This is a genomic window from Actinoplanes xinjiangensis (genome assembly GCF_003148685.1).
Classification (GTDB): Bacteria; Actinomycetota; Actinomycetes; order Mycobacteriales; family Micromonosporaceae; genus Actinoplanes; species Actinoplanes xinjiangensis.
Window position 1 is genome coordinate 47,122 of the sequence record NZ_QGGR01000017.1, and the last position, 20,356, is coordinate 67,477.

General features: G+C 72.6%; 16 protein-coding genes and 1 pseudogene. 12 read left to right on the plus strand and 5 right to left on the minus strand.

Translation table 11 applies throughout. From position 1 onward, the window contains the following. The first annotated feature begins 162 nt into the window (after positions 1–162). Entirely contained in the window at positions 163–576 is a 414-nt protein-coding gene (locus BC793_RS31640; protein ID WP_109599211.1) for a hypothetical protein, read from the plus strand. A gap of 186 nt (positions 577–762) precedes the next feature. Continuing rightward, complete coding sequence (locus BC793_RS31645; protein ID WP_109599213.1) at positions 763–1,239, plus strand: hypothetical protein; 477 nt, start codon at positions 763–765, stop codon at positions 1,237–1,239. Between the two features lie 263 nt (positions 1,240–1,502). On the opposite strand, the gene BC793_RS31655 is transcribed toward BC793_RS31645, so the two are convergent. Next, complete coding sequence (locus BC793_RS31655; protein WP_109599215.1) at positions 1,503–2,375, minus strand: poly(ethylene terephthalate) hydrolase family protein; 873 nt, start codon at positions 2,373–2,375, stop codon at positions 1,503–1,505. A 331-nt stretch (positions 2,376–2,706) separates the two neighbouring features. Between BC793_RS31655 and BC793_RS31660 the strand changes: the two genes are divergently transcribed. Next, entirely contained in the window at positions 2,707–3,816 is a 1,110-nt protein-coding gene (locus BC793_RS31660) for an RNA ligase RtcB family protein (protein ID WP_239170402.1), read from the plus strand. Positions 3,817–4,290: 474 nt separating this feature from the next. Then, entirely contained in the window at positions 4,291–4,884 is a 594-nt protein-coding gene (gene prfH / locus BC793_RS31670) for a peptide chain release factor H (RefSeq protein WP_109599221.1), read from the plus strand. Positions 4,885–5,071: 187 nt separating this feature from the next. Here prfH and BC793_RS31675 read toward each other — a convergent pair whose 3' ends face one another. After that, positions 5,072–6,091 carry an Lrp/AsnC family transcriptional regulator gene (locus BC793_RS31675; RefSeq protein WP_109599223.1) on the minus strand — a complete coding sequence of 340 codons (1,020 nt, stop codon included), beginning with the start codon at positions 6,089–6,091 and terminating at the stop codon, positions 5,072–5,074. Positions 6,092–6,178: 87 nt separating this feature from the next. On the opposite strand from BC793_RS31675, the gene BC793_RS31680 reads away from it, so the two are divergent. The 3 genes from BC793_RS31680 to BC793_RS31690 all read left to right on the plus strand — a co-directional run bounded on the left by BC793_RS31680 (position 6,179) and on the right by BC793_RS31690 (position 11,005). After that, positions 6,179–7,552 (plus strand): MFS transporter, encoded by a 1,374-nt coding sequence (locus BC793_RS31680; RefSeq protein WP_109599225.1) that lies wholly within the window; start codon positions 6,179–6,181, stop codon positions 7,550–7,552. Positions 7,553–7,664: 112 nt separating this feature from the next. Continuing rightward, positions 7,665–9,278 carry an ABC transporter transmembrane domain-containing protein gene (locus BC793_RS31685; protein WP_109599402.1) on the plus strand — a complete coding sequence of 538 codons (1,614 nt, stop codon included), beginning with the start codon at positions 7,665–7,667 and terminating at the stop codon, positions 9,276–9,278. Further along, entirely contained in the window at positions 9,275–11,005 is a 1,731-nt protein-coding gene (locus BC793_RS31690) for an ABC transporter ATP-binding protein (protein ID WP_239170403.1), read from the plus strand. The genes BC793_RS31685 and BC793_RS31690 overlap by 4 nt, the downstream gene beginning before the upstream one ends. A 209-nt stretch (positions 11,006–11,214) precedes the next feature. Here the strand turns inward: BC793_RS31690 and BC793_RS31695 are convergent, their stop codons facing one another. From BC793_RS31695 to BC793_RS31705, 3 genes and pseudogenes are all read right to left on the minus strand, one after another. Next, complete coding sequence (locus BC793_RS31695; RefSeq protein WP_158319418.1) at positions 11,215–11,745, minus strand: GNAT family N-acetyltransferase; 531 nt, start codon at positions 11,743–11,745, stop codon at positions 11,215–11,217. A gap of 157 nt (positions 11,746–11,902) precedes the next feature. Then, a complete protein-coding gene (locus BC793_RS31700; RefSeq protein WP_109599229.1) occupies positions 11,903–12,946 on the minus strand; it encodes a hypothetical protein in 1,044 nt (347 codons plus the stop codon). Between the two features lie 182 nt (positions 12,947–13,128). Next, positions 13,129–13,581 (minus strand): annotated as a pseudogene (locus BC793_RS31705) (SigE family RNA polymerase sigma factor); the annotation flags it as partial. Positions 13,582–14,170: 589 nt separating this feature from the next. On the opposite strand from BC793_RS31705, the gene BC793_RS31710 reads away from it, so the two are divergent. The 5 genes from BC793_RS31710 to BC793_RS31730 are packed head-to-tail and all read left to right on the plus strand — an operon-like array spanning position 14,171 to position 20,334. Beyond that, the gene (locus tag BC793_RS31710) at positions 14,171–16,201 is read left to right on the plus strand and encodes a bifunctional aldolase/short-chain dehydrogenase (protein ID WP_109599233.1); all 2,031 of its coding nucleotides are present in this window, start codon (positions 14,171–14,173) and stop codon (positions 16,199–16,201) included. Continuing rightward, a complete protein-coding gene (locus BC793_RS31715; protein ID WP_109599235.1) occupies positions 16,198–17,577 on the plus strand; it encodes a rhamnulokinase in 1,380 nt (459 codons plus the stop codon). Before BC793_RS31710 ends, BC793_RS31715 begins: the two co-directional genes overlap by 4 nt. Positions 17,578–17,579: 2 nt before the next feature. Then, positions 17,580–18,314 (plus strand): (Fe-S)-binding protein, encoded by a 735-nt coding sequence (locus BC793_RS31720; protein ID WP_109599406.1) that lies wholly within the window; start codon positions 17,580–17,582, stop codon positions 18,312–18,314. Next, complete coding sequence (locus BC793_RS31725) at positions 18,311–19,738, plus strand: lactate utilization protein B (RefSeq protein ID WP_109599237.1); 1,428 nt, start codon at positions 18,311–18,313, stop codon at positions 19,736–19,738. The genes BC793_RS31720 and BC793_RS31725 overlap by 4 nt, the downstream gene beginning before the upstream one ends. After that, entirely contained in the window at positions 19,735–20,334 is a 600-nt protein-coding gene (locus BC793_RS31730; RefSeq protein WP_109599239.1) for a LutC/YkgG family protein, read from the plus strand. Before BC793_RS31725 ends, BC793_RS31730 begins: the two co-directional genes overlap by 4 nt. Positions 20,335–20,356 lie beyond the last annotated feature (22 nt).

Here is a 20,356-nt window from a genome sequence, read left to right on the forward strand (position 1 = left end):
CACGGGCCGTGTCGTAAGGGCCTCGCCCGGCTGTTGCCGGCTCGCCGCCAGGTCGGTCGTGTTGTGGGGATCCGCCACGCTGTTGCGGCTCGCCGTCGGGCCGTTCGTGTTGCTGAGGGACCGCTGGCACTGTTCTGAGTGGAGGGTTGTAGGTTGCCCTCCATGATCAAGACGCGGCTGCTGGGTGTGGCCCAGTTCCTGCTGCTCACGCTGTACCTGCTCGGCGGATTCGGGGTGCTCGCGCTGGCCGTCGTCCGCAGCGGGGACTGGGGCGCCCTGCTGGAGCCGGGACTCGACCGGCTCGGCGACCCGAAGGACTCCATCCCGCTCGGCTGGGACTCGGCCACCAACCCGTTCGCGTGGCTCTTCGGTATCGCCCGGGTGGCCGCGATGCTCGTCATCCCGGTAGTGACGCTCGGCGTTCTCCTCGGTGGTTTCGCCGTGGTCGCCGCCCACCGCGATGATGACGGGGGCCGGCTCCGTCGAGCGCTCCTGGCGATCGGAGTGTGGCTGGTGCTGGCGGCGGTGGCGTTCACCCCATACGGCGGGCGCCTGCACACCTGGCTCGCCGACTGAAGCCAGCCTGACTGAAGCCAACCCGGCTGCCAACCCGGCTGCCAACCGGGCTGTCGGCCCGGCTGGCCCGGCTGTCGGCCCGGATGCCGGCCCCAGGTGCTGGTCCAAGTGGCGGTGCGGTTGCGTGCCTGGTGTTTGCCCGGGTGCCGGCCGGGCCACATGATCTCTGACATAGGGTCCGGGGCCATGGGTGTGCTGTGTGACTACTTCCGCGGGCCGGACGCCGCGACCGTCACCGATCTGATGGAGCGGCATGACGGCGACTCGCCGGCAACCATCGACGAGTGGGCTGTCGCCGTGGTCGACGCCAAAGGCCTGGATCCGGCGGTGTGTCTCGATGCGCTGTGCTCGTTCATCGTCGGCGTGGAGTGGGCGGGGCGCCGGGCCGGCGGTCGGCTGATCTGGCCGGTGCTCGACGGGGAGGCGCTGATGGAGCATGAGGGCCCCTGGGTGGAGTTGCTCGACGACGCGGTGCGGGACGCGCTGGCCGGTGTCGACGACGACCGGATCCCGGAGCTGGCTGCCCGCTGGGTGCGGATCGAGGAGATCCACTGGTCCGGCGCTCCGGACGACGCGCTCGTCCCGGTGCTCACCGAGCTGGTCGCTCTGGCCCGTGCCGCCCGTGCGGCCGGTGATCATCTCTACTGCTGGATGAGCCTCTGACGAGGACAACGACAAGCGCGAGCGCGACGGCGAGGACGACGGCGCGGGCGAGAGACGGCGACGACGACGGCGAGGACAAGCGCGACGGCGACGGCGACCGCGAAGACGACGGCACGGGCGAGGACGGCGGCGAGGGCGAGGACGGCGGCGCGCGCGAGGACGACGGCGCGGGCGAGGACGACGGCGCGGGCGAGGACGACGGCGCGGGCGAGGACGACGGCGCGGGCGAGGGCCCGGCCGTAGGCCGGGCCCTCGCGGGGACCTCAGGAGTGCGGGCAGGTGGCCCGGTACTCCTGGATGGCCGTGCCGGACGGGGCCGGGCACAGGAACTGGTCGTAGCGGGTGTCGTTGTCGATGAACCGCTTGAGCCAGGAGAGGCTGTACTTGGCGACGGTGACGCTGCCGCCGGAGGTGGGCGCCGAGTGCCCGGCGTTGTTGAGTTCCAGGTAGGCCTTGTCCGGCGCGGCGGACAGGCTGGTGTAGAACGGCTCGGCGTGCGACGACACGGGGGCGGTGCTGTCGTTCTCGGCGCCGATGATCATCGTGGGGACGCGGACCGTGGTCCAGCTCTTGGTGCCGTGCCAGGGGGTGAGCGGCACCGCCGCCTGGAGGGCGGGCCGGGTGCGGGCCGCGGCCAGGCTGCCGCCGCCGCCCATCGAGTGGCCCATCACGCCGAGCCGGGTGGCGTCGATGCGGGTGCGGACCGAGCTGGTGTTGGTCAGATAGTCGAGGGCGCCGAGCAGCTGTGTGCCGCGGCTGTCCGGCTGGTCGAGGGTGCTGCGGGTGTCGATGGTGATCACCACGAAGCCCTGTGAGGCCAGGCGCGGGCCGAGCCAGGCGATGCTCGACTGTGACGCGGTGAAGCCGGGGGAGATGGCCACCGCGCCGAACGTGCCGGCGCTGGTGTCGGTCGGGTAGTAGATGGTTCCGCCACCGAACGTGGAGACGCTGGAGCGTGCCACGGTGACCTGGGCGATCGCGAACGTGCCGCGGGACGCCTCGATGCTGGCGTTGGTGGGGGCCGGGCCGCGCTCGTACGGGTTGGCCGCGGCGGCCGGCAGTGCGGGCGACGCCAGGACGAAGGCGGCGCACAGAGCGGTCAGGAGGGAAGCCTTCCGACGGACAGGAACGGGCATGGGAACTCCCTGGGGTTTTGGGGCTCCTGCAATCGATGGATGTCGATAAGTTAACTCACCGGTAACAACGGTGGTAATCCCAGCCGGGTACCTGCTACCGCGATATGTCAGACGTGTGAACGACTGTGGGCGCCGTTTAATCGGTTGCCGCCACTGGCGCCGTCCGGTTGGGTGGACGGCATGACGTACTGAGGCCTTCCCCCAGCACCCGCCGCGGCATCTCGAGCCGCGCCCCTCCGGCACCGCCCTCGTCGGCGTGCCGTGAACCGTGCCCTCAGCCCGGCGCCCCCGCCTCCGCGGGCCGCGCCCCACCGTCATGGGAAGAAGCGTTTTGTCTCAACAGCAGTTCACGCGTGCCACCGTCACGATCTTCGCCGAACCCGGTAGCTGGATCGAAACCGGCGCCGTCGACCAGTGTCACCAGGTCGCCGCCCTGGACGGCATGATCCACGTCGCCGGAATGCCCGATCTGCACCCCGGCAAGGGCGCACCGATCGGCGCCGCCATGCTCTCGTCCGTGCTGTATCCGTTCCTGGTCGGCTCCGACATCGGCTGCGGCATCGCGGTGTTCCCGTTCCGCCTCAAGCGGGTCGTCCCGGAACGGCTGGCCGGCCGCTTCCCCGACCTGGACCGCCCGGTCGGCGCGGACGGTCCGCCCGGCATCGACGTCCCGGCCGGATACACCGACCAACTGGGTACGGTCGGCCGCGGCAACCACTTCGTCGAACTCGCCAAGGTCGACGCCGTCCTCGACACCGGTCACGCCGGCCGGCTCGGCCTGTCCGCCGGCGACACGGTCCTCATCGTGCACAGCGGCTCCCGCGGTCTCGGCGAGCGGATCCTGCGGTCGCACACCGAGGTGCACGGCGCGGGCCCGGCCGCCGACCCGGCGGCCTACCTGGCCGCCCACGACGACGCCGTCCGGTGGGGGCACCTCAACCGGCGGATCATGGCCGAGCGGGTCGCCGACGCCCTCGGTGCCGACCTCGGTGAACCCGTCACCGACGTCTGCCACAACTCCGTCGAGATCCGCGACGGCCACTATCTGCACCGCAAGGGCGCCGCCCCCGGTGACGGCACCGACGTGCTCATCGCCGGCACCCGCGGCACCCGGTCGTTCCTGGTGGCCGGGCACGCCGGCCCGCAGGCCGGGCATTCGGTGGCACACGGTGCCGGGCGCAAGATGTCCCGGACCGACGCGCTGCGGCGCGGACGGGCCAAACACACGGTCGAGGAGCTTCGGCGTACGGCCGTCGGCTCCATCGTCGTCTGCGGCGACCGGCAGTTGCTCTTCGAGGAGGCACCCGGCGCCTACAAACGCATCGAGCAGGTGATCGGTGACCTGGTCGCGCACGGGCTGGCCACCCCGGTCGTCAGCACGGTGCCGCTGGTGACCTACAAGACCGCGGAACCGACGTCGCGCAAGGGAGGCCGTCGATGAGCCCGGCTGTCTCGTCCGGTGCGGGGGCGCGGCGGGCGGTGACCGGATGTGTGCCGGTGCTGCGGTGGCGGCGTTTCGCCGACCGTCCACCCCGTCCGGTGTTCTTCAGCCGGCCGCCCCGGCGTGGTGGTTCGCGGCACACCGTCGGAGGGGAGAACCGATGATCGGCTGGTGGAAACGGGCGGCCCGGCCGGCGCCGGACACCGGAGGCCTGTGCCGTCCGGTGTTCACCGGCCCGGACCCACGCCGCGGTGCGGGATCGGCCGATGGCTGCCGCACGAGCGCGTCCCGCCCGGCGGGCACGGGCCGGATCGCACCGTTCCGGAGGTGGGTGTGATGCCGGGCGAACACGGCCGGCCCGATACCGGCCGCGGGGTGGAGGACCACTGGGCCGGAAGGGGGCCTGATGCCGGATCCGTCGGGGGCGGCCGGCCTCGCACCGGCTGGGACGAGGGCGCGACGGCCGTACATCTGATGGTTTCTGCCGGACGCGGACCGCAAGAGTGCTCGTGGGCTCTGGCGCGGCTGGTCGGTCGGCTGGAGGCCGATGCCGCGAAGCGGAAGATCCGGACCCGCCGGGTGGAGACGGTGGCCGGGGAGCGGGCCGGGACGTTCCGGTCGGTGCTGCTGGAGATCGGCGGCGACGGTGCGGCCGCGTTCGCCGCGTCGTGGAGCGGGACGCTGTGCTGGCAGGCGCCGAGTCCCTACCGGGCCGGGCCGGGGCGCAAGAACTGGTACGTGACCGCGCAGCCGTGCTCGATGGACGTCGCACGGACCGTCTTCGACGAGGCGGACGTGGAGATCGTCCCGACCCGGACCGGTGGGCCCGGTGGCCAGCACCGCAACAAGGCCAGCACCGCGGTCCGGGCCACCCACCGGCCCAGCGGGATCGTGGTGGTCGCCGACACCGAGCGGCAGTTCAGCCTCAACCGGAGCATCGCGTTGCGCCTGATCCGGGAACGGCTCCGAGCCGGTGACACCGCCGCCGCGCAGGCCGCGGAGACGGCCCGGTGGCGGATCCACGACGAGCTGGTGCGCGGCGACCCGACCCGGATCGAACGGCCCTGAGCCGGTGACCGGTCCTGCTGAGGGGCACGGCCCGAACCGGTGCCGCCGCCCCCTCGCAAAGAGCTCCGGCGGGTCAACGGGGACCGCGAACCGCGAGCCGCCCACCCTGCCGGGCGTGACGCCCTCATGAACAAGACGCTCCCCGCACGCCGATGGTTGCCCGCGGAGCCGGAACGTAACGGGGTGTTCACAACCGGCCGGTCACCGCGCCGAGCTGTTTGACGTGCCGCAGCAGCGGCGCCGACTCGACCCGGTCGACGCCGTCGAGGCCGCTGATCCGCTCGGTCAGATATCGGTAGAAGGCCGCCATGTCGGTGCAGACCACCGTCGCGACCAGGTTCGTCGACCCGGTCGTGGCGGCCGCGAACACCACCTCGTCGTGGCCGGCGAGCGCGGCACCGACCGCGGCCAGCCGGGCCGGGGCGACCGTCACCCAGAGCAGCACCGGGGCGAGGAAGCCGAACACCTGCGGCTTCACCTCGACGTCGTAGTAGATCGCCCCGGACCGGCGCAGCTCCCGCATCCGGCGGCGGACCGTCGACTCCGGCCAGCCGGTCGCCGCCGCCAGTTCGGCATAACCGGCCCGGCCGTCGCGGGACAGCACCTCCAGCAGCGCGTCGTCGCCGTCGGCCAGCCGCGCCGGCGCCACGTCCACCGGCTCGCCGGCCGGGGCGGAACCGCCGATCGTGAACGGCGGAGGAGGCGGCGCCGGCACCCCGTCCGGTGTCAGCGCGGCGATCTGCCCGGCGGTCAGCGCGTCGTCGCGGCGGTCCGGGCCGACCGCGCCGCCGACGAAATGGTGGATCAGGCAGTGCGCGGTCACCGACACCAACCGGGGCGTACGCGGCAGCCGGTGCAGCAGCGACTCCCGGTCGGCGTGCGCGGCCAGCCGGGCCAGGCAGGAGATCTCGGTGCCGCCGGAGAACACGCTCACCCAGGCGGTGTCCGGCCGGCGGGCCAGCGCGTCGGCGAGCGGTGCCGCCATGTCCGGTGAGGTGTGCAGCCGCAGCATCCACGACTCGTAGCCGAGCCGGATCGGTTTGGGCATGCCGACCACCCGTACCCCGGCGTTCTCCCGCAGCCGCCGGTAGCGCCGGGCCACCGTCTGGTCGGAGACGCCCAGGACCGCGCCGATCTCCCGGTAACCGGCCCGGCCGTCGATCCGCAGCGCGTGCACGATCTGCCGATCCAGCGTGTCGACATCCATTCCCAGAACCCTAGCCCGATGTCGAGATCCGCCGCACAGAGGCGAAAACGTGGCGCGTCCGTTCCGCACGACGGCACAGTTCGGCGCATGCGAAAGTGGTCACCCCTGCTCGCCGTCTGCCTCGGCACCTTCCTGCTGCTCGTCGACGTCACCATCGTGGTCGTCGCGCTGCCCAGCATCGCCGGCCACCTCGAAGCCGGCCCCGACGACCTGGCCTGGATCCTCGACGGCTACGCCCTGGCGCTGGCCGCGCTCGTGCTCGGCGCCGGAGCACTCGCCGACCGGTACGGCCGCCGCGTCACGTACCTCACCGGCCTCGTGGTCTTCGGGGTGTCCTCGCTGCTCTGCGCCCTCGCCCCGACCGTGCCCACGCTGATCGCCGCCCGGGTCCTGCAGGGCGTCGGCGGCGCCGCCATGTTCGCCACCACCGTGGCCATCCTCAACGTCACCTACCGCGGCCGGGACCGTGGGATCGCGTTCGGTGTCTGGGGCGCGGTCAACGGCGCCGCCACCGCGGCCGGCCCGCTGGCCGGCGGACTGCTCACCGAGCACCTCGACTGGCGCTGGATCTTCCTGGTCAACCTGCCGGTCTGCGTGATCGCCGTGTGGTTCACCCGGCGTACGGTCGCCGAATCCCGCTCCGACCACGGCGGCCGCTTCGACGTGCCCGGCACGGTCACCTTCACCGTCGCCGCGACCGCCCTGGTGTACGGGCTGATCCGGGCCACCGGCGACGGCTGGACCGCACCCGTCGTGCTGGGCGCGCTCGCCCTCGGCCTCGCCGGGATCGTGCTGTTCGTCGCCGTGGAACGCCGGTCCGCCGCCCCGATGCTCGACCTCGGGCTGTTCCGGCGGCCCGCGTTCACCGGCCTGATCGTCGCCGCGTTCCTGTGCCAGGCGGCCGCGTTCGCCTACCTGCCGTACACCACCACCTGGCTGCAACAGGGGCTCGGGCACGGGCCGGTCGACGCCGGACTACTCGGGGCGCTGCCGCTGAGCGGGGCCGCACTGCTGGTCGGGGCGCTCTCGGGGCGGTTCCTCCAGCGGCTGCGGCCACGGCCGGCGATCGGGCTGGGACTGCTGCTGATCGCGGCCGGCGACCTCGCACAGTCGGTCGTCGGGGCGGGCGACGGCGCCGCGGTCCTCATCCCTGGGCTGATCCTGGTCGGGCTCGGCGCCGGGGTGGTGCTGCCGGTGCTGTCGTCGGCGGTCCTGGCCGCGGTGCCGCACGAGCGCAGCGGCATGGCCGGCGGGGCACTCAACACGTTCCGCCAGCTCGGGTTCGCGTTCGGTGTTGCGATCTTCGGCACAGTCTTCTCCGGTGTCTCCGCACAGCAGAAGGCGTACGCCGGCGGATTGAGTGACGCGGTTCTCCTGGGCGCGGTGTTTGCACTGGTGGCGGCCCTCGCCGTGGTGCTGACAGGCCGGCGCGGGGCGGAACGGCCGGTGAAAATCGGGTGACACGCCCCCGTCACGGTGCGGCAGCATGGCCGTCGTGGTGGATACGCGCGGACCCGTCCGATATCTGTGGTGGCTGGCACGACAGGTGAAAGGGTGGGTGGTGCGCGGGGCGATGTTCGGAACGCTCTGGTTCGTCAGTCTGGCCGTCACGCCGTACCTCATCTCCCAGGCCATCGACCGCGGCCTCACGCCGCGCCGCGTCGGGGTCCTCCTCGCCTGGGCCGCGGTGGTCCTGATCGTCGGGGCGGCCAGCGCGGGCCTCGGCATCATGCGGCACCGCAGCATGACCAACCTGCGTCTGGCCGCCGCGATCAGGACCGCCGACCTGGTGATGACCCACGCCACCCGGCTCGGCGCCGCACTGCCGCGCCGGGTCACCGCCGGTGAGGTCGTCACCATCGGCATCTCCGACGTGTGGACCGTCGGCCGCGCCATGAACGCCGGCGGCGTCGGCGTGGCCGCGATCATCGCCTTCTGCGTGGTCGCGTTCCTGCTGGAGCAGATCTCCGGACTGCTCGCCGCGGTCGTCCTGATCGGCGTGCCGGTGCTCGCGCTGATCATCGCGCCACTGCTGCGCCGCACCCAGCGGGCCGCCGGCCGATACCGCCACCACCAGGGCGAACTCAACGGCCGGCTGGTCGACGTGATCGGCGGCCTGCGCATCCTCAACGGGCTCGGCGGCAAGGAGACCCACCTGGACCGCTACCGGCGCGAGTCGGCGAAACTACGCGACCAGGGCTACCGGGTCGGCGGGCCGTCCAGCTGGATCGGCGCGCTCGGCGACGGCCTGCCGGTGGTGTTCCTCGCCGTGGTGATCTGGCTGGCCGCCCGGCTCGCGGTCACCGGCGACCTCACCGCCGGCCAGCTCGTCGCGGTGTACGGCTACACCGCCATGCTCGTCATCCCGGTCAACGTGATGATCTTCGTGGGGTTCGACGTCACCCGCGGGGTCGTCGCCGCCCGCCGGATCACCGACTTCCTGCGGCTGCCCGAGGACGACCCGTCCGGTGACCCCGCCCCGCCCGGCCCGGCCGCGCTGCGCGACCCCGCATCCGGGGTGTACGCCGAACCCGGCCGGTTCACCGCGCTCGCCGGCGACCGGCCCGCCGACGCCGCCGAGATCCTCGACCGGCTCGGCCGCTACCGGCCCAGCGACGCCACCTGGGGCGGGCAGCCACTCGCCGGGATCGCCCAGGCCGACATCCGGGCCCGGATCCTCGTCGCCACCCACGACGCCGACCTGTTCGCCGGGCCGCTGCGCACGGTCGTCGCCGGCCCCGGCGAACCCGACGACGACCGGGTCCGCCGCGCCCTCGACACCGCGGTCGCCCACGACGTCGGCGACGACCTGGACCGGCCGGTCGACTGGGGTGGGCGCAACCTGTCCGGCGGCCAGCGGCAGCGCGTCCGGCTGGCCCGGGCCGTCTACGCCGACCCGGAGATGCTGCTCGCCGCCGAACCCACCTCGGCCGTCGACGCACACACCGAAGCCGCCATCGCCGACCGGCTCAGCGCCGCCCGTACCGGCCGCGGCACCGTCCTGGCCACCACCTCGCCGGTACTTCTCGACCGTGCCGACACCGTCCACTACCTGGTCGGCGGCCGGGTCGCCGCCACCGGCACCCACCGCGAACTGCTCGCCTCCGTCCCCGGCTACCGCGCCCTCGTGGCCCGCGCGTTCGGCGACGACGTTCCCGCCGGCGACACCCCTGGAGGCGACCTGTGACAACGCTGCTTCCCGTCGCGAGCCCCCGCGAGGTCGTCCTCGCCGCCCGCCGGCTGATCGCCGCCGACGGCCGGGCCGTCACCGGCATGCTCACCGTCAGTTCGCTGGCCGCCCTCGCCGGACTCGGCGGACCGTGGCTGCTCGGCCGCATCATCGACACCGTCGCCGCCGGCGGACAGATCGGCGACGTCGACCGGCTCGCCGCCGCCGTCCTGCTCTGCGCCGTCGCACAGACCCTGCTGTCCCGGTACGCGCTGTCGGCCGCCTACCGCTTCGGGGAACGCACCGCCGCCCGGATCCGGGAGATCTTCCTCGACCGGGTGCTCAACCTGCCCGCCTCCGTCGTCGAACGCACCCCCGCCGGTGACCTCGCCGCCCGCGGCAGCACCGACGTCGACGGCGTCGCCACCGCCCTGCGCGACTTCCTGCCACCGATCTTCGTCGGGCTCGTGCAGATGGTGTTCCTCATCGTCGCCGTGGTCGTCCTCGACCCGCTGCTCGGCGTCGTCGGCGTCATCGGCTTCTCCGGCATCTGGTTCGTCACCCGCTGGTACCTTCGCCGGGCCCGCAACGCCTACCTCACCGAGGGCGCCGCCACCTCCCAGCTCGCCGACGAACTCGCCGCCACCACCGACGGCGCCCGCACCGTCGAGGCGTTCGGGCTGCACCAGCGGCGCATCACCGCCGGCGACGCGGCCCTCGCCGAGACCCGGCGCACCCGGCTCAGAACCCTCCGGCTGCGCAGCGTGTTCTTCCCGCTGGCCGAGACGTCGTACGCGGTGCCCGCCGTCCTCGCCCTCGTCCTCGGCGGCCTGCTGCACATCGACGGCCGGGTCACCGTCGGCACCGTCGCCGCGGCCGTCCTCTACCTCCGGCAACTCGTCAGCCCCCTGGACACCATCCTGATCTTCCTCGACCAGCTGCAGGCCGGCGGCGCGTCCTTCGCCAGGGTCGAGGGCCTCGGCGCCGTCCCGGCCCCGGTCCTGGTCACCGACCGCGAGCCGGAGAACGAGCGGATCGAGGTACGGGCGGTCCGGTACGCGTACGACGAAGGCCGTGACGTGCTCCACGACGTCGAACTCACCGTCCGCCCCGGCGAACGGCTCGCCATCGTCGGGCTCTCCGGCGCCGGCAAGTCCACCCTCGGACGGCTCATCGCCGGCGTCGAACGGCCCACCGCCGGCAGCGTCACCGTCGGCGGCGTCCCCATCGCCGAACTGCCACCCGACCAGCTGCGCCGGCACGTCGTCCTGGTCACCCAGGAACACCACGTGTTCCGGGAGACGCTGCGGGAGAACCTGATGGTCACCGCCCCCGACACCGAACTCCGGTCGGCGCTGCGCACCGTGGGCGCCGACTGGGCCGACGACCTCGACCGTGACCTCGGCGAACACCCACTCGACGGTGCGCAGGCCCAGCAGCTCGCCCTGGCCCGGGTGGTCCTCGCCGACCCGCACACGGTCATCCTCGACGAGGCCACCGCCCTGCTCGACCCGACCGCGGCGCGGGCCGCCGAACGGTCGCTGGCGGCGGTGCTGCACTCGCGTACCGTCATCGCCATCGCCCACCGCCTCCAGACCGCCCACGACGCCGACCGCGTCGCCGTCATGGACGACGGCCGCATCATCGAACTCGGCACCCACGACGAACTGGTCGCCGCCGACGGGCCGTATGCGGCGCTGTGGCGCTCCTGGCACGGCGGGGAGAGCATGCCCGCCTCCCGATAGGGTGCCGCGACGATATCGCCGCGCTGCCGGGCGAACCCGGAGACAACCTCGACGCGATCGGGACGGCGGTCTTTTCCGTAGACGACGCTCTCGGCGGCTACGGTCGCCGTCGCATTCGTGCCGCTTCTCGCCGCGGCTGTGCGGACCGCCTCGTCGCGCCGGGCCGGGATCGCCCGGCCGGTCGGCATGACCGCCGTTCAACGGCACGCCTACGGCTGGGGACTCACGTAGACCCGGAGCTCCAGCAGGATCGGCGGGTCGAAGTCGTCGAGGTGCAGGTCCAGATCGCCGGCCCGCAACCAGCCCTCGGACTCGTAGAGGGCGACCGCCGCCGGCAACGACCGGCCCACATCGAGGACCGCCCGCCTGCCCCACACCGGGGCCCGGGCGGTCGCATGCCGCACCAGAGCCCGGCCGAGACCGGTACGCCGCAGCTCGGGGGCCACGAACAGGCGGGCCAGCAGGGCCAGGCCGCCAACCGGCAGGCCGGTCGCCTCGGCGGCCACCGTCAGGGTGGGATCCTCCGGCGGGCAGTGCAGGGCGACGTGGCCGACGATCTCGCCGTCCCGCTCGGCCACCCAGGCCGCCCGCTCGTGGTCGGACCGGAAGAAAGCGGGCAGGTCCCCGGGCGCCAGATGCAGCGGGTAGCCGTCGCGGGCATGCACCCGGGTCAGCAGGTCGAGGCAGGCGGCCGTGTCGTCGTCGGTCTTCTCCCGGATCACCGGTGTCGCGGTTCGCACCGCCGGATCGTAGGGCCGGCGACCGAGCAGGGCATCCGTGTTTCCCACCTTGCGGCGCCGGGTGGCTGGTGGCGCCGGGTGGCTGGTGGCGGCGCCACCAGCCGCGGCTGTGCTGCTAGCAGCCGGGGCTGTGCCGCTAACACTTGCGGTCGTGCCGCTACCAGCTGCCGGCATCGTCCAGGTTGTCGGCTTGGCGGTAACCGGCCAGCAGCCGTATGGCCTCCGCCTCGGTCACGCCGTCACCCCAGTCGCCCCAGCCCTCCCGGATCAGGCCCACCGAGCACGAGCCCACGACCGTGGTCAGCACCCCGTCGCTGCGGCGTTCCACCTGGTACGGCCCCGCGGTCAGGTCACCGTGCGAGGTGTCGGCCAACGGGTTGTCGGGGTGGGACCGCTCCACCCGGAGGGAGAACCAGTGTTCGTCGTCGCCGACCCGCAGCGCACCCTCCTCGAACCCGCGGCCGCCGAGGGTGACGCTGCAATGCAGGATGCGCATGCCGCCCGGCACGTCGGTCAGCCGGAACGGCGTCGCACACCGCTGGGCAGAGTCCAACCGCACCTTCGCCGTGGCGGCGACCGCCTGCTCCGGGTCGTGCGCGAACGACTCCAGCTTCGCCCACAACCCGTCGGCCGGCTGCCAGCGGACCGTCCAGAGGCCCGCGCCACCGGGCAGGTCGTCCACCCAGACGGTGCCGGGCCGGTCGCCGACCCGCACGTCGTACGTCGTCACCGGATCTCCGCTCGCGCCGAGCGTCCGCTGTTCGCCCGCCAGGTCCTCCTCGGTCCTGGCCAGGACGAACAGCGCGGTCATCGTGTCACCGCGGACCTCCACGCTCTCGGTGCCGCCGCCCGCCGCCCAGGTGACATACCGGGCGCCGGCCGTCAGATCGGCGGCGCTGAAGTGCAGGGTCGTGGCATCGGTGCCGACGAGTTCGGGACGGGCCGTGGCGCCCGGCCGGTCGGGCGCGGCCGGAAGGGCCACCGTCGCCGGGCCGGGTGCGGGCAGGCTGGGCCCGAACAACGTGGTGACGGCCACGACCGCGGACACCGCCGCCGTGCCGAGCACCGCGACGGCCCGCCGCCGCCGTTTGAGCCGGCCACCGTTCGCCCGGGCCCGCCCGACCAGGGCTTCGGTGTCGAGATCCCCTCCAGCGTGGGCCTGAAGGGTGGCCACGATCCGCTCGTCGAGATCGTGCGACATCAGAGCGCTCCCGTCGTCGAGGCGGACGTAGAAGTAGAGGCCGGCAAAACGGAGGAAGGCGCCGAAGGAATCCTGGAAGACGGCGACGGAGCCCTGGAAGACGCCGGCGAGGAGGGCCGGGAAGCCGGCGCCGAAGGAGGCCCGGAAGACGGCCCGGAAGGCGGCGACAGGACAGGGGCGGCGCGGAGTGCCGTCAAGGCCCGGGCCGCGTGGGTACGCACGGTGCCCGTCGAGCAGCCCATGACGTTCGCGATGGCCGTGTCGTCGAGGTCTTCGTAGTAGCGCAGCACGATCACCGTCCGCTGGCGGGCCGGCAGTTCCTGGACGAGTCGCCACATCGCGTCGCGTTCGGCGACTGCGGCGGCTTCGTCTGCGGTACCGGCCGAGTCGGCGATCACCGGCACCGTCACCTCGTGGCTGCTGCGCCGTCGCCACCACGAGTGATGTGCGTTGAGCAGCATCCGCCGGACGTAGAGGTCGGGCTGTTCGGCGCGGGCGATGCGGTTCCACCGGGCGTAGGCGCGGGCCAGCACATCCTGCACCAGGTCCTCGGCCCGGTGGCGATCACCGGTCAGCAGCCGCGCGAGCCGAACCAGCGACGGCCCGCGGGCGTAGGCGTATTCCTCGAACGTCACGCCCTATTGAACGCGCTGACCGACCCACCGCGTAGACACCGCCCACAAGATCATTTCCAGCCGGCTCCCACCCCACTCGAAACAGCGGCGAGAGCCGACAGCGGAGATGCGGCCCGACTTCGGCTGGTTCCCACCGCTGTCTCAACGACCCCGAGACAGCGGTGGGAACCAGCCGAAGTCGACCTCAGGCCCGCGGTACGTCTCCGGCTGGCTCTCACCGTCGTCTCAAGGGCCGTGAGGCAGCGGTGGCGGCCAGCCGAAGTTGACCTTGGCGTGTTGTTCGTTCGCGGCTGGCTCCCACCGTCGTCTCGGCGGCCTTGAGGCAGCGGTGAGAGCCAGCCGGAGTTGACCTTGACGTTCCGCTCATGCCCGGCTGGTTCCCAGCGTCGTCTCGAGGGCCGTGAGGCAGCGTTGGGGGCTAGCCGGGGGAGTGTGGCTGGTTGTCAGCGTCGTCTTGGGGGGCTTGAGGCAGCGGTGAGAACCAGCCGGGTTGGCCTTGACCGGGGTGAGCGGCCGCACGTAATCTACCGGTAACTCTGAAACGTTTCACGATCTGAAGCTGAACCACGACGACGAAGAGCGGATCCCCATGACCAACCCCGTAGTCTCCGAGCTCATCTCCCGCTCGAACCGCCTCGGCGCGGATCCGCGGACCACCAACTACGCCGGCGGCAACACCTCCGCCAAGGGCGCCGACATCGACCCGGTGACCGGGGACGCGGTCGACCTGGTGTGGGTGAAGGGCTCCGGCGGTGACCTGGGCACGCTCACCGAGAAGGGCCTGGCCGTGCTCCGCCTGGACCGGCTGCGCGCGCTGACCGGCGTCTACCCGGGCGTGGAGCGCGAGGACGAGATGGTCGCCGCCTTCGACTACTGCCTGCACGGGCGCGGTGGGGCCGCCCCGAGCATCGACACCGCGATGCACGGTCTGGTGGACGCGCCGCACGTCGACCACCTGCACCCGGACGCCGGTATCGCGATCGCGACGGCCGCCGACGGTCCGGCGCTGACCAAGGAGATCTTCGGCGACCGGGTGCTCTGGGTGGACTGGCGCCGCCCGGGCTTCCAGCTGGGCCTGGACATCGCCGCCGCGCACCGGGCGAACCCGCAGGCGATCGGCGTCATCCTGGGTGGGCACGGGATCACCGCGTGGGGCGCGACGAGTGAGGAGTGCGAGGCCAACTCCACCGAGATCATCAACACCGCCGCGGCCTACATCGACGAGCACGGCCGCACCGAGCCGTTCGGGCCGGACAGGATCGGCGCGCTGGACACGGAGGCACGGCGCCGGCGCGCCGCCGCACTCTTCCCGGTGATCCGCGGTCTCGTCTCCACCGACCGTCCCCAGGTCGGCCACTTCACCGACAGTGACGTGGTGCTGGAGTTCGTGGGCAGTGAGCGCCTGGCGGAGCTGGGCGCCCTGGGCACCTCCTGCCCGGACCATTTCCTGCGTACCAAGGTGAAGCCGCTGGTCCTGGACACGGCTCCGGACGCACCCCTGGACGAGGTGACCGCCCGGCTCCGGGAGCTGCACGAGGCGTATCGCGAGGACTACCGCGGCTACTACGAGCGGCACGCGACCGCGGACAGTCCGGCGATCCGTGGCGCCGACCCGGCGATCGTGCTGGTCCCGGGCGTGGGCATGTTCTCCTTCGGCGCCAACAAGCAGACCGCGCGGGTGGCCGGCGAGTTCTACGTCAACGCGATCAACGTGATGCGCGGTGCCGAGGCGATCTCCCGGTATGCGCCGATCGACGAGTCGGAGAAGTTCCGCATCGAGTACTGGGCTCTCGAGGAGGCCAAGCTCCAGCGCATGCCGAAGCCGAAGCCGCTGGCCACCCGGGTCGCCCTGGTCACCGGCGCCGGTTCGGGCATCGGCCGGGCGATCGCGCTGCGGCTGGCCGCCGAGGGCGCGTGTGTCGTGGTCAGCGATCGGGACACCGGGGCGGCCGCGACGGTCGCCGCGGAGATCGGTGGCGCCGACGTCGCCGTCGCGGTGAGCCTCGACGTGACCGACGAGGACGCGGTGGGCGCTGCCGTACAGGAGGCTGTCCTGGCTTTCGGTGGGGTTGATCTGGTGGTCAACAACGCCGGCCTGTCGCTGTCGAAGTCGCTGCTCGACACCACGGCGCGTGACTGGGACCTGCAGCACGACGTGATGGCCAAGGGCTCGTTCCTGGTGTCGCGGGAGACCGCGCGGGTGCTGATCGCGCAGGGCATGGGCGGCGACATCATCTACATCTCCAGCAAGAACTCGATCTTCGCGGGACCGAACAACGTCGCCTACGGCGCCGCCAAGGCCGACCAGGCCCATCAGGTCCGCCTGCTGGCCGCCGAGTTGGGCCCGCACGGCATCCGGGTCAACGGCATCAACCCCGACGGCGTGGTACGCGGTTCCGGCATCTTCGCCGGGGGCTGGGGCGCCGACCGGGCGGCCGTCTACGGGGTACCGGAGGAGAAGCTGGGCGAGTTCTACGCGCAGCGCACCCTGCTCAAGCGGGAGGTCCTGCCCGAGCACATCGCCAACGCGGTCTTCGCGATCACCGGTGGCGACCTGACCCACACCACCGGCCTGCACGTTCCCGTGGACGCGGGTGTCGCCGCGGCGTTCCTGCGATGAGCGAGGCCTTCGCGGCCGTCGATCTCGGCGCGTCCAGTGGGCGCGTCGTGGTCGGCCGGTTCGGCAACGGCAGCCTGGACCTGGACGTGGTGCACCGGTTCCCGAACGAACCGGTGCGGGTCGGCGGCACCCTGCACTGGGACATCCTGTCGCTGTACCGGGGAGTGCTCGACGGGCTGGCGAAGGCCGGGCCGGTCCGCAGCATCGGCATCGACTCGTGGGCCGTCGACTACGGGCTGATCGACGCGGACGGCGCGCTGCTCGGCAACCCGGTGCACTACCGGGACGCCCGCACCGACGGGATCGCCGACCGGGTCCGGGACCTCTACGACGTCTGCGGGCTGCAGAGGCTGCCGTTCAACACGGTGTATCAGCTGCTCGCGGCCGAGCCGACGGTCCAGTACGCGGCGGCGCAGCGGCTGCTGCTGATCCCGGACCTGCTGGCCTGGTGGCTGACCGGGGAGATCGGCGCGGAGTACACGAACGCGTCGACGACCGGGCTGCTCGACGTCCGTACCCGGGAATGGTCCTGGCCGTTGATCTCCGAGTTGGGGTTGCGGGCCGGGCTGTTGCCGCCGGTGCGGCACCCGGGTGACCGGATCGGCCTCTTCGATGGGACCCCGGTGGTCGCGGTCGGGTCGCACGACACGGCCAGCGCGGTGGTGGCCGTCCCGGCGGCCGGTGACGACTTCGCGTACATCTCCTGCGGCACCTGGTCGCTGGTCGGCCTGGAGCTGGACGCGCCGGTGCTGAGCGAGGCGTCCCGGGCGGCGAACTTCACCAACGAGGGCGGCGTCGACTCGACGATCCGCTACCTGCGCAACGTCATGGGCCTGTGGCCGTTGCAGGAGTGCCTGCGCGAGTGGGGCTCGCCCGGCCTGCCCGGCCTGCTGGCCGCGGCCGCCGCCGAACCGGGCCTGGCCCACGTCGTGGACCTGGACGACCCGGTCTTCCTGCCGCCCGGTGACATGGCGGGCCGGCTGCGCAAGCTGGCGGGGCTGCCCGCCGACGCGAGCCACGCGACGATCGTGCGCTGCATCCTGGACAGTCTGGCGCTCGCCCACCGGCGTGCGGTGCGCCAGGCCGGGGAGCTGGCCGGCCGGCCGGCCGGCGTGGTGCACCTGGTCGGCGGGGGAGTACGCAACGAGCTGCTCTGCCAGCTGACCGCGGACGCCTGCGGGCTGCCGGTGATGGCCGGGCCGGTCGAGGCCACCGCCATCGGCAACCTGCTCGTCCAGGCCCGTGCCGCCGGTGTGGTCGACGGCGGCCTGGATGCGATGCGGGCGCTGGTGCGCGAGACTCAGCAGATCGTGCGTTACGAACCGGGCGGAACACCCGCGGCCTGGGACGCCGCGGCCGCACGAGCAGGGAGGTGACCGTGCGGATCGCGTTCTTCGCCACCTGCCTGGCCGACACCCTCTTCCCGGAGGCGGCCAAGGCCACGGTGCGGCTGCTCGAACGGCTCGGCCACGAGGTGGTCTTCCCCTTCGAACAGACCTGCTGCGGGCAGATGCACATCAACACCGGGTACCAGAAGGAGGCGTTACCGCTGGTCAGGCGGTACGCGTCGGTGTTCGACCCGTACGACGTGATCGTGGTGCCGTCGGGTTCCTGCGCCGGGTCGATCCGGCACCAGCACACCATGGTCGCGTCGGCACACGGCGACGCCGGGCTCGCCTCACGCAGCGCCTCGGTGGCGGCCCGCACCTACGAGCTGTCCGAACTGCTCGTCGACGTGCTCGAGATCGAGGACGTCGGGGCGTACTACCCGCACCGGGTCACCTACCACCCGACATGTCACAGCTTGCGGATGACGCGGGTCGGCGACAAACCGCTGCGGCTGCTGCGGCGGGTGCGCGGGATCGACCTGGTGGAGCTGCCCGAGGCCGAGCAGTGCTGCGGCTTCGGGGGCACCTTCGCGATCAAGAACGCGGAGACGTCCATGGCGATGCTGGCCGACAAGATGACCAACATCGTCTCCACCGGCGCCGACCTGTGCACCGCGGGTGACAGCTCCTGCCTGATGCACATCGGCGGCGGCCTGTCCCGGCTGCGCTCCGGCGTGCGGACCGTCCACCTCGCCGAGATCCTGGCCTCCACGGAGTCGTCATGACCACCTTTCTGGGGATGCCCGCCACCGCACCGCGCGGAGTCGGGCACCTGCGCGGCGATCAGACCTTCCCGCGGGCGGCCCGCGAGGCGCTACAGAACCCGCAGCTACGGCGCAACCTGCGGCACGCCACCACGACGATCCGCGGCAAGTCCGGGCGGGTGATCGCGGAGCTGCCCGACTGGCAGCACCTCCGCGACGCCGGCTCGGCGATCAAGGCCGACGTGATGTCGCGGCTCCCCGACCTGCTCGTGCAACTGGAGGAGAAGGTCACCGCGGCGGGCGGCGTCGTGCACTGGGCCGCCGACGCCAACGAGGCCAACGCCATCGTCACCGGCCTGGTGAAGGCGACCGGTTCGGAACGGGTCATCAAGGTCAAATCGATGGCCACCCAGGAGATCGGGCTCAACGAGGCCCTCGAGGCGGCCGGGATCGCCCCGGTCGAGACCGACCTCGCCGAACTGATCGTGCAGCTCGGCGACGACCGGCCCAGCCACATCCTGGTGCCGGCCATCCACCGCAACCGCTCGGAGATCCGCGAGATCTTCCTCAAGGCCATGCCCGGCGTCGACCCGGCACTGACCGACGACCCGCCGGTGCTGGCCGCGGCCGCCCGCCGCTACCTGCGGGAGACGTTCCTGTCCACGACGGTCGCGGTCAGCGGCGCCAACTTCGCGATCGCCGACACCGGCACCCTCGGGGTCGTCGAGTCCGAGGGCAACGGGCGGATGTGCCTCACCCTGCCGGACACCCTGATCACCGTGATGGGCATCGAGAAGGTGCTGCCGACCTGGCGGGATCTGGAGGTGTTCCTGCAACTGCTGCCGCGGGCGTCGACCGGGGAGCGGATGAACCCGTACACCACCATGTGGACCGGGATCACGCCCGGCGACGGGCCGCAGAGTTTCCACCTCGTGCTGCTCGACAACGGCCGCAGCGCGGTCCTCGCCGACCCTGCCGGACGGTCGGCCCTGCACTGCATCCGCTGCTCGGCCTGCCTCAACGTGTGCCCGGTCTACGAGCGGACGGGCGGGCACTCGTACGGCTCGGTCTATCCCGGCCCGATCGGTGCGGTGCTGTCGCCGCAGCTCACCGGCATCGCCGACAACGCCAGCCTGCCGTTCGCGTCGTCGCTCTGCGGTGCCTGCTTCGACGCCTGCCCCGTGAAGATCGACATCCCGTCGATGCTGGTGCACCTGCGCAACCAGGCGCCCCACCCGGCCGCCGAGAAGGCCGCCATGGTGACCGCCGCCCGGATCATGGACCGACCGCGGCTGTACGCGTCCGCGCAGCGCGCCGCCAAGACGGCCCGCATCGCCGGCCGCCGTGGTCGAGGGCTGCCCCCGCCGCTGTCCGCCTGGACCGCCGGGCGCGACCTGCCGGAATTCCCGAAACAGACGTTCCGCGATTGGTGGGCACAGCGATGAGCTCCCGTGACCTCATCCTCGACCGGGTACGGGCCGCGCTGCGCGACGCGCCCGTGGTGCCGGACGTGCCGCGTGACTACCGGCCCGCCGGCACGAACAAGGCCGACCTCGACGTGCTCGTCGACCGGCTCGTCGACTACAAGGCCCAGGTGTACCGGGTGACGTCCGCCGAGGTGGCCGCCACCGTGGCCGGACTGGTGGGGGAGGGCGGGGCGGTGCTCGTACCCCCTGGTCTGCCCGCCCCGTGGCGCCCGGAGGGGGCCTTCGCCGACGACGGCCTGACACCGGACCGCATCGCCGCCGCCGACGCCGTCCTCACCGCCGCGGCCGTCGCCGTCGCCGAGACCGGCACCATCGTGCTGGACGCGTCGCCCGATCAGGGGCGGCGCATCATCACGCTGCTACCGGACGTGCACATCATCGTGCTGCGGCCGTCGCAGGTGGTCGCCTCGGTGCCGGACGCGATCGCCCACCTCGACGGGACCCGGCCGCTGACCTGGATCAGCGGGCCGTCCGCCACCAGCGACATCGAACTCAACCGGGTCGAGGGTGTCCACGGCCCCCGTCACCTGCACGTTCTGCTGCTCACCGACTGAGCCGCCGCTGCTCACCGACTGG

What these genes read in the sequence shown, in the direction of transcription:
- BC793_RS31675 (WP_109599223.1), bottom strand. Translation starts at nt 6,091, where the DNA reads ATGGATGTCGACACGCTGGATCGGCAGATCGTGCACGCGCTGCGGATC.
- BC793_RS31645 (WP_109599213.1), top strand. Translation starts at nt 763, where the DNA reads ATGGGTGTGCTGTGTGACTACTTCCGCGGGCCGGACGCCGCGACCGTC.
- prfH (WP_109599221.1), top strand. Translation starts at nt 4,291, where the DNA reads ATGGTTTCTGCCGGACGCGGACCGCAAGAGTGCTCGTGGGCTCTGGCG.
- BC793_RS31725 (WP_109599237.1), top strand. Translation starts at nt 18,311, where the DNA reads ATGACCACCTTTCTGGGGATGCCCGCCACCGCACCGCGCGGAGTCGGG.
- BC793_RS31700 (WP_109599229.1), bottom strand. Translation starts at nt 12,946, where the DNA reads ATGTCGCACGATCTCGACGAGCGGATCGTGGCCACCCTTCAGGCCCAC.
- BC793_RS31640 (WP_109599211.1), top strand. Translation starts at nt 163, where the DNA reads ATGATCAAGACGCGGCTGCTGGGTGTGGCCCAGTTCCTGCTGCTCACG.
- BC793_RS31730 (WP_109599239.1), top strand. Translation starts at nt 19,735, where the DNA reads ATGAGCTCCCGTGACCTCATCCTCGACCGGGTACGGGCCGCGCTGCGC.
- BC793_RS31715 (WP_109599235.1), top strand. Translation starts at nt 16,198, where the DNA reads ATGAGCGAGGCCTTCGCGGCCGTCGATCTCGGCGCGTCCAGTGGGCGC.
- BC793_RS31685 (WP_109599402.1), top strand. Translation starts at nt 7,665, where the DNA reads ATGTTCGGAACGCTCTGGTTCGTCAGTCTGGCCGTCACGCCGTACCTC.
- BC793_RS31655 (WP_109599215.1), bottom strand. Translation starts at nt 2,375, where the DNA reads ATGCCCGTTCCTGTCCGTCGGAAGGCTTCCCTCCTGACCGCTCTGTGC.
- BC793_RS31680 (WP_109599225.1), top strand. Translation starts at nt 6,179, where the DNA reads ATGCGAAAGTGGTCACCCCTGCTCGCCGTCTGCCTCGGCACCTTCCTG.
- BC793_RS31710 (WP_109599233.1), top strand. Translation starts at nt 14,171, where the DNA reads ATGACCAACCCCGTAGTCTCCGAGCTCATCTCCCGCTCGAACCGCCTC.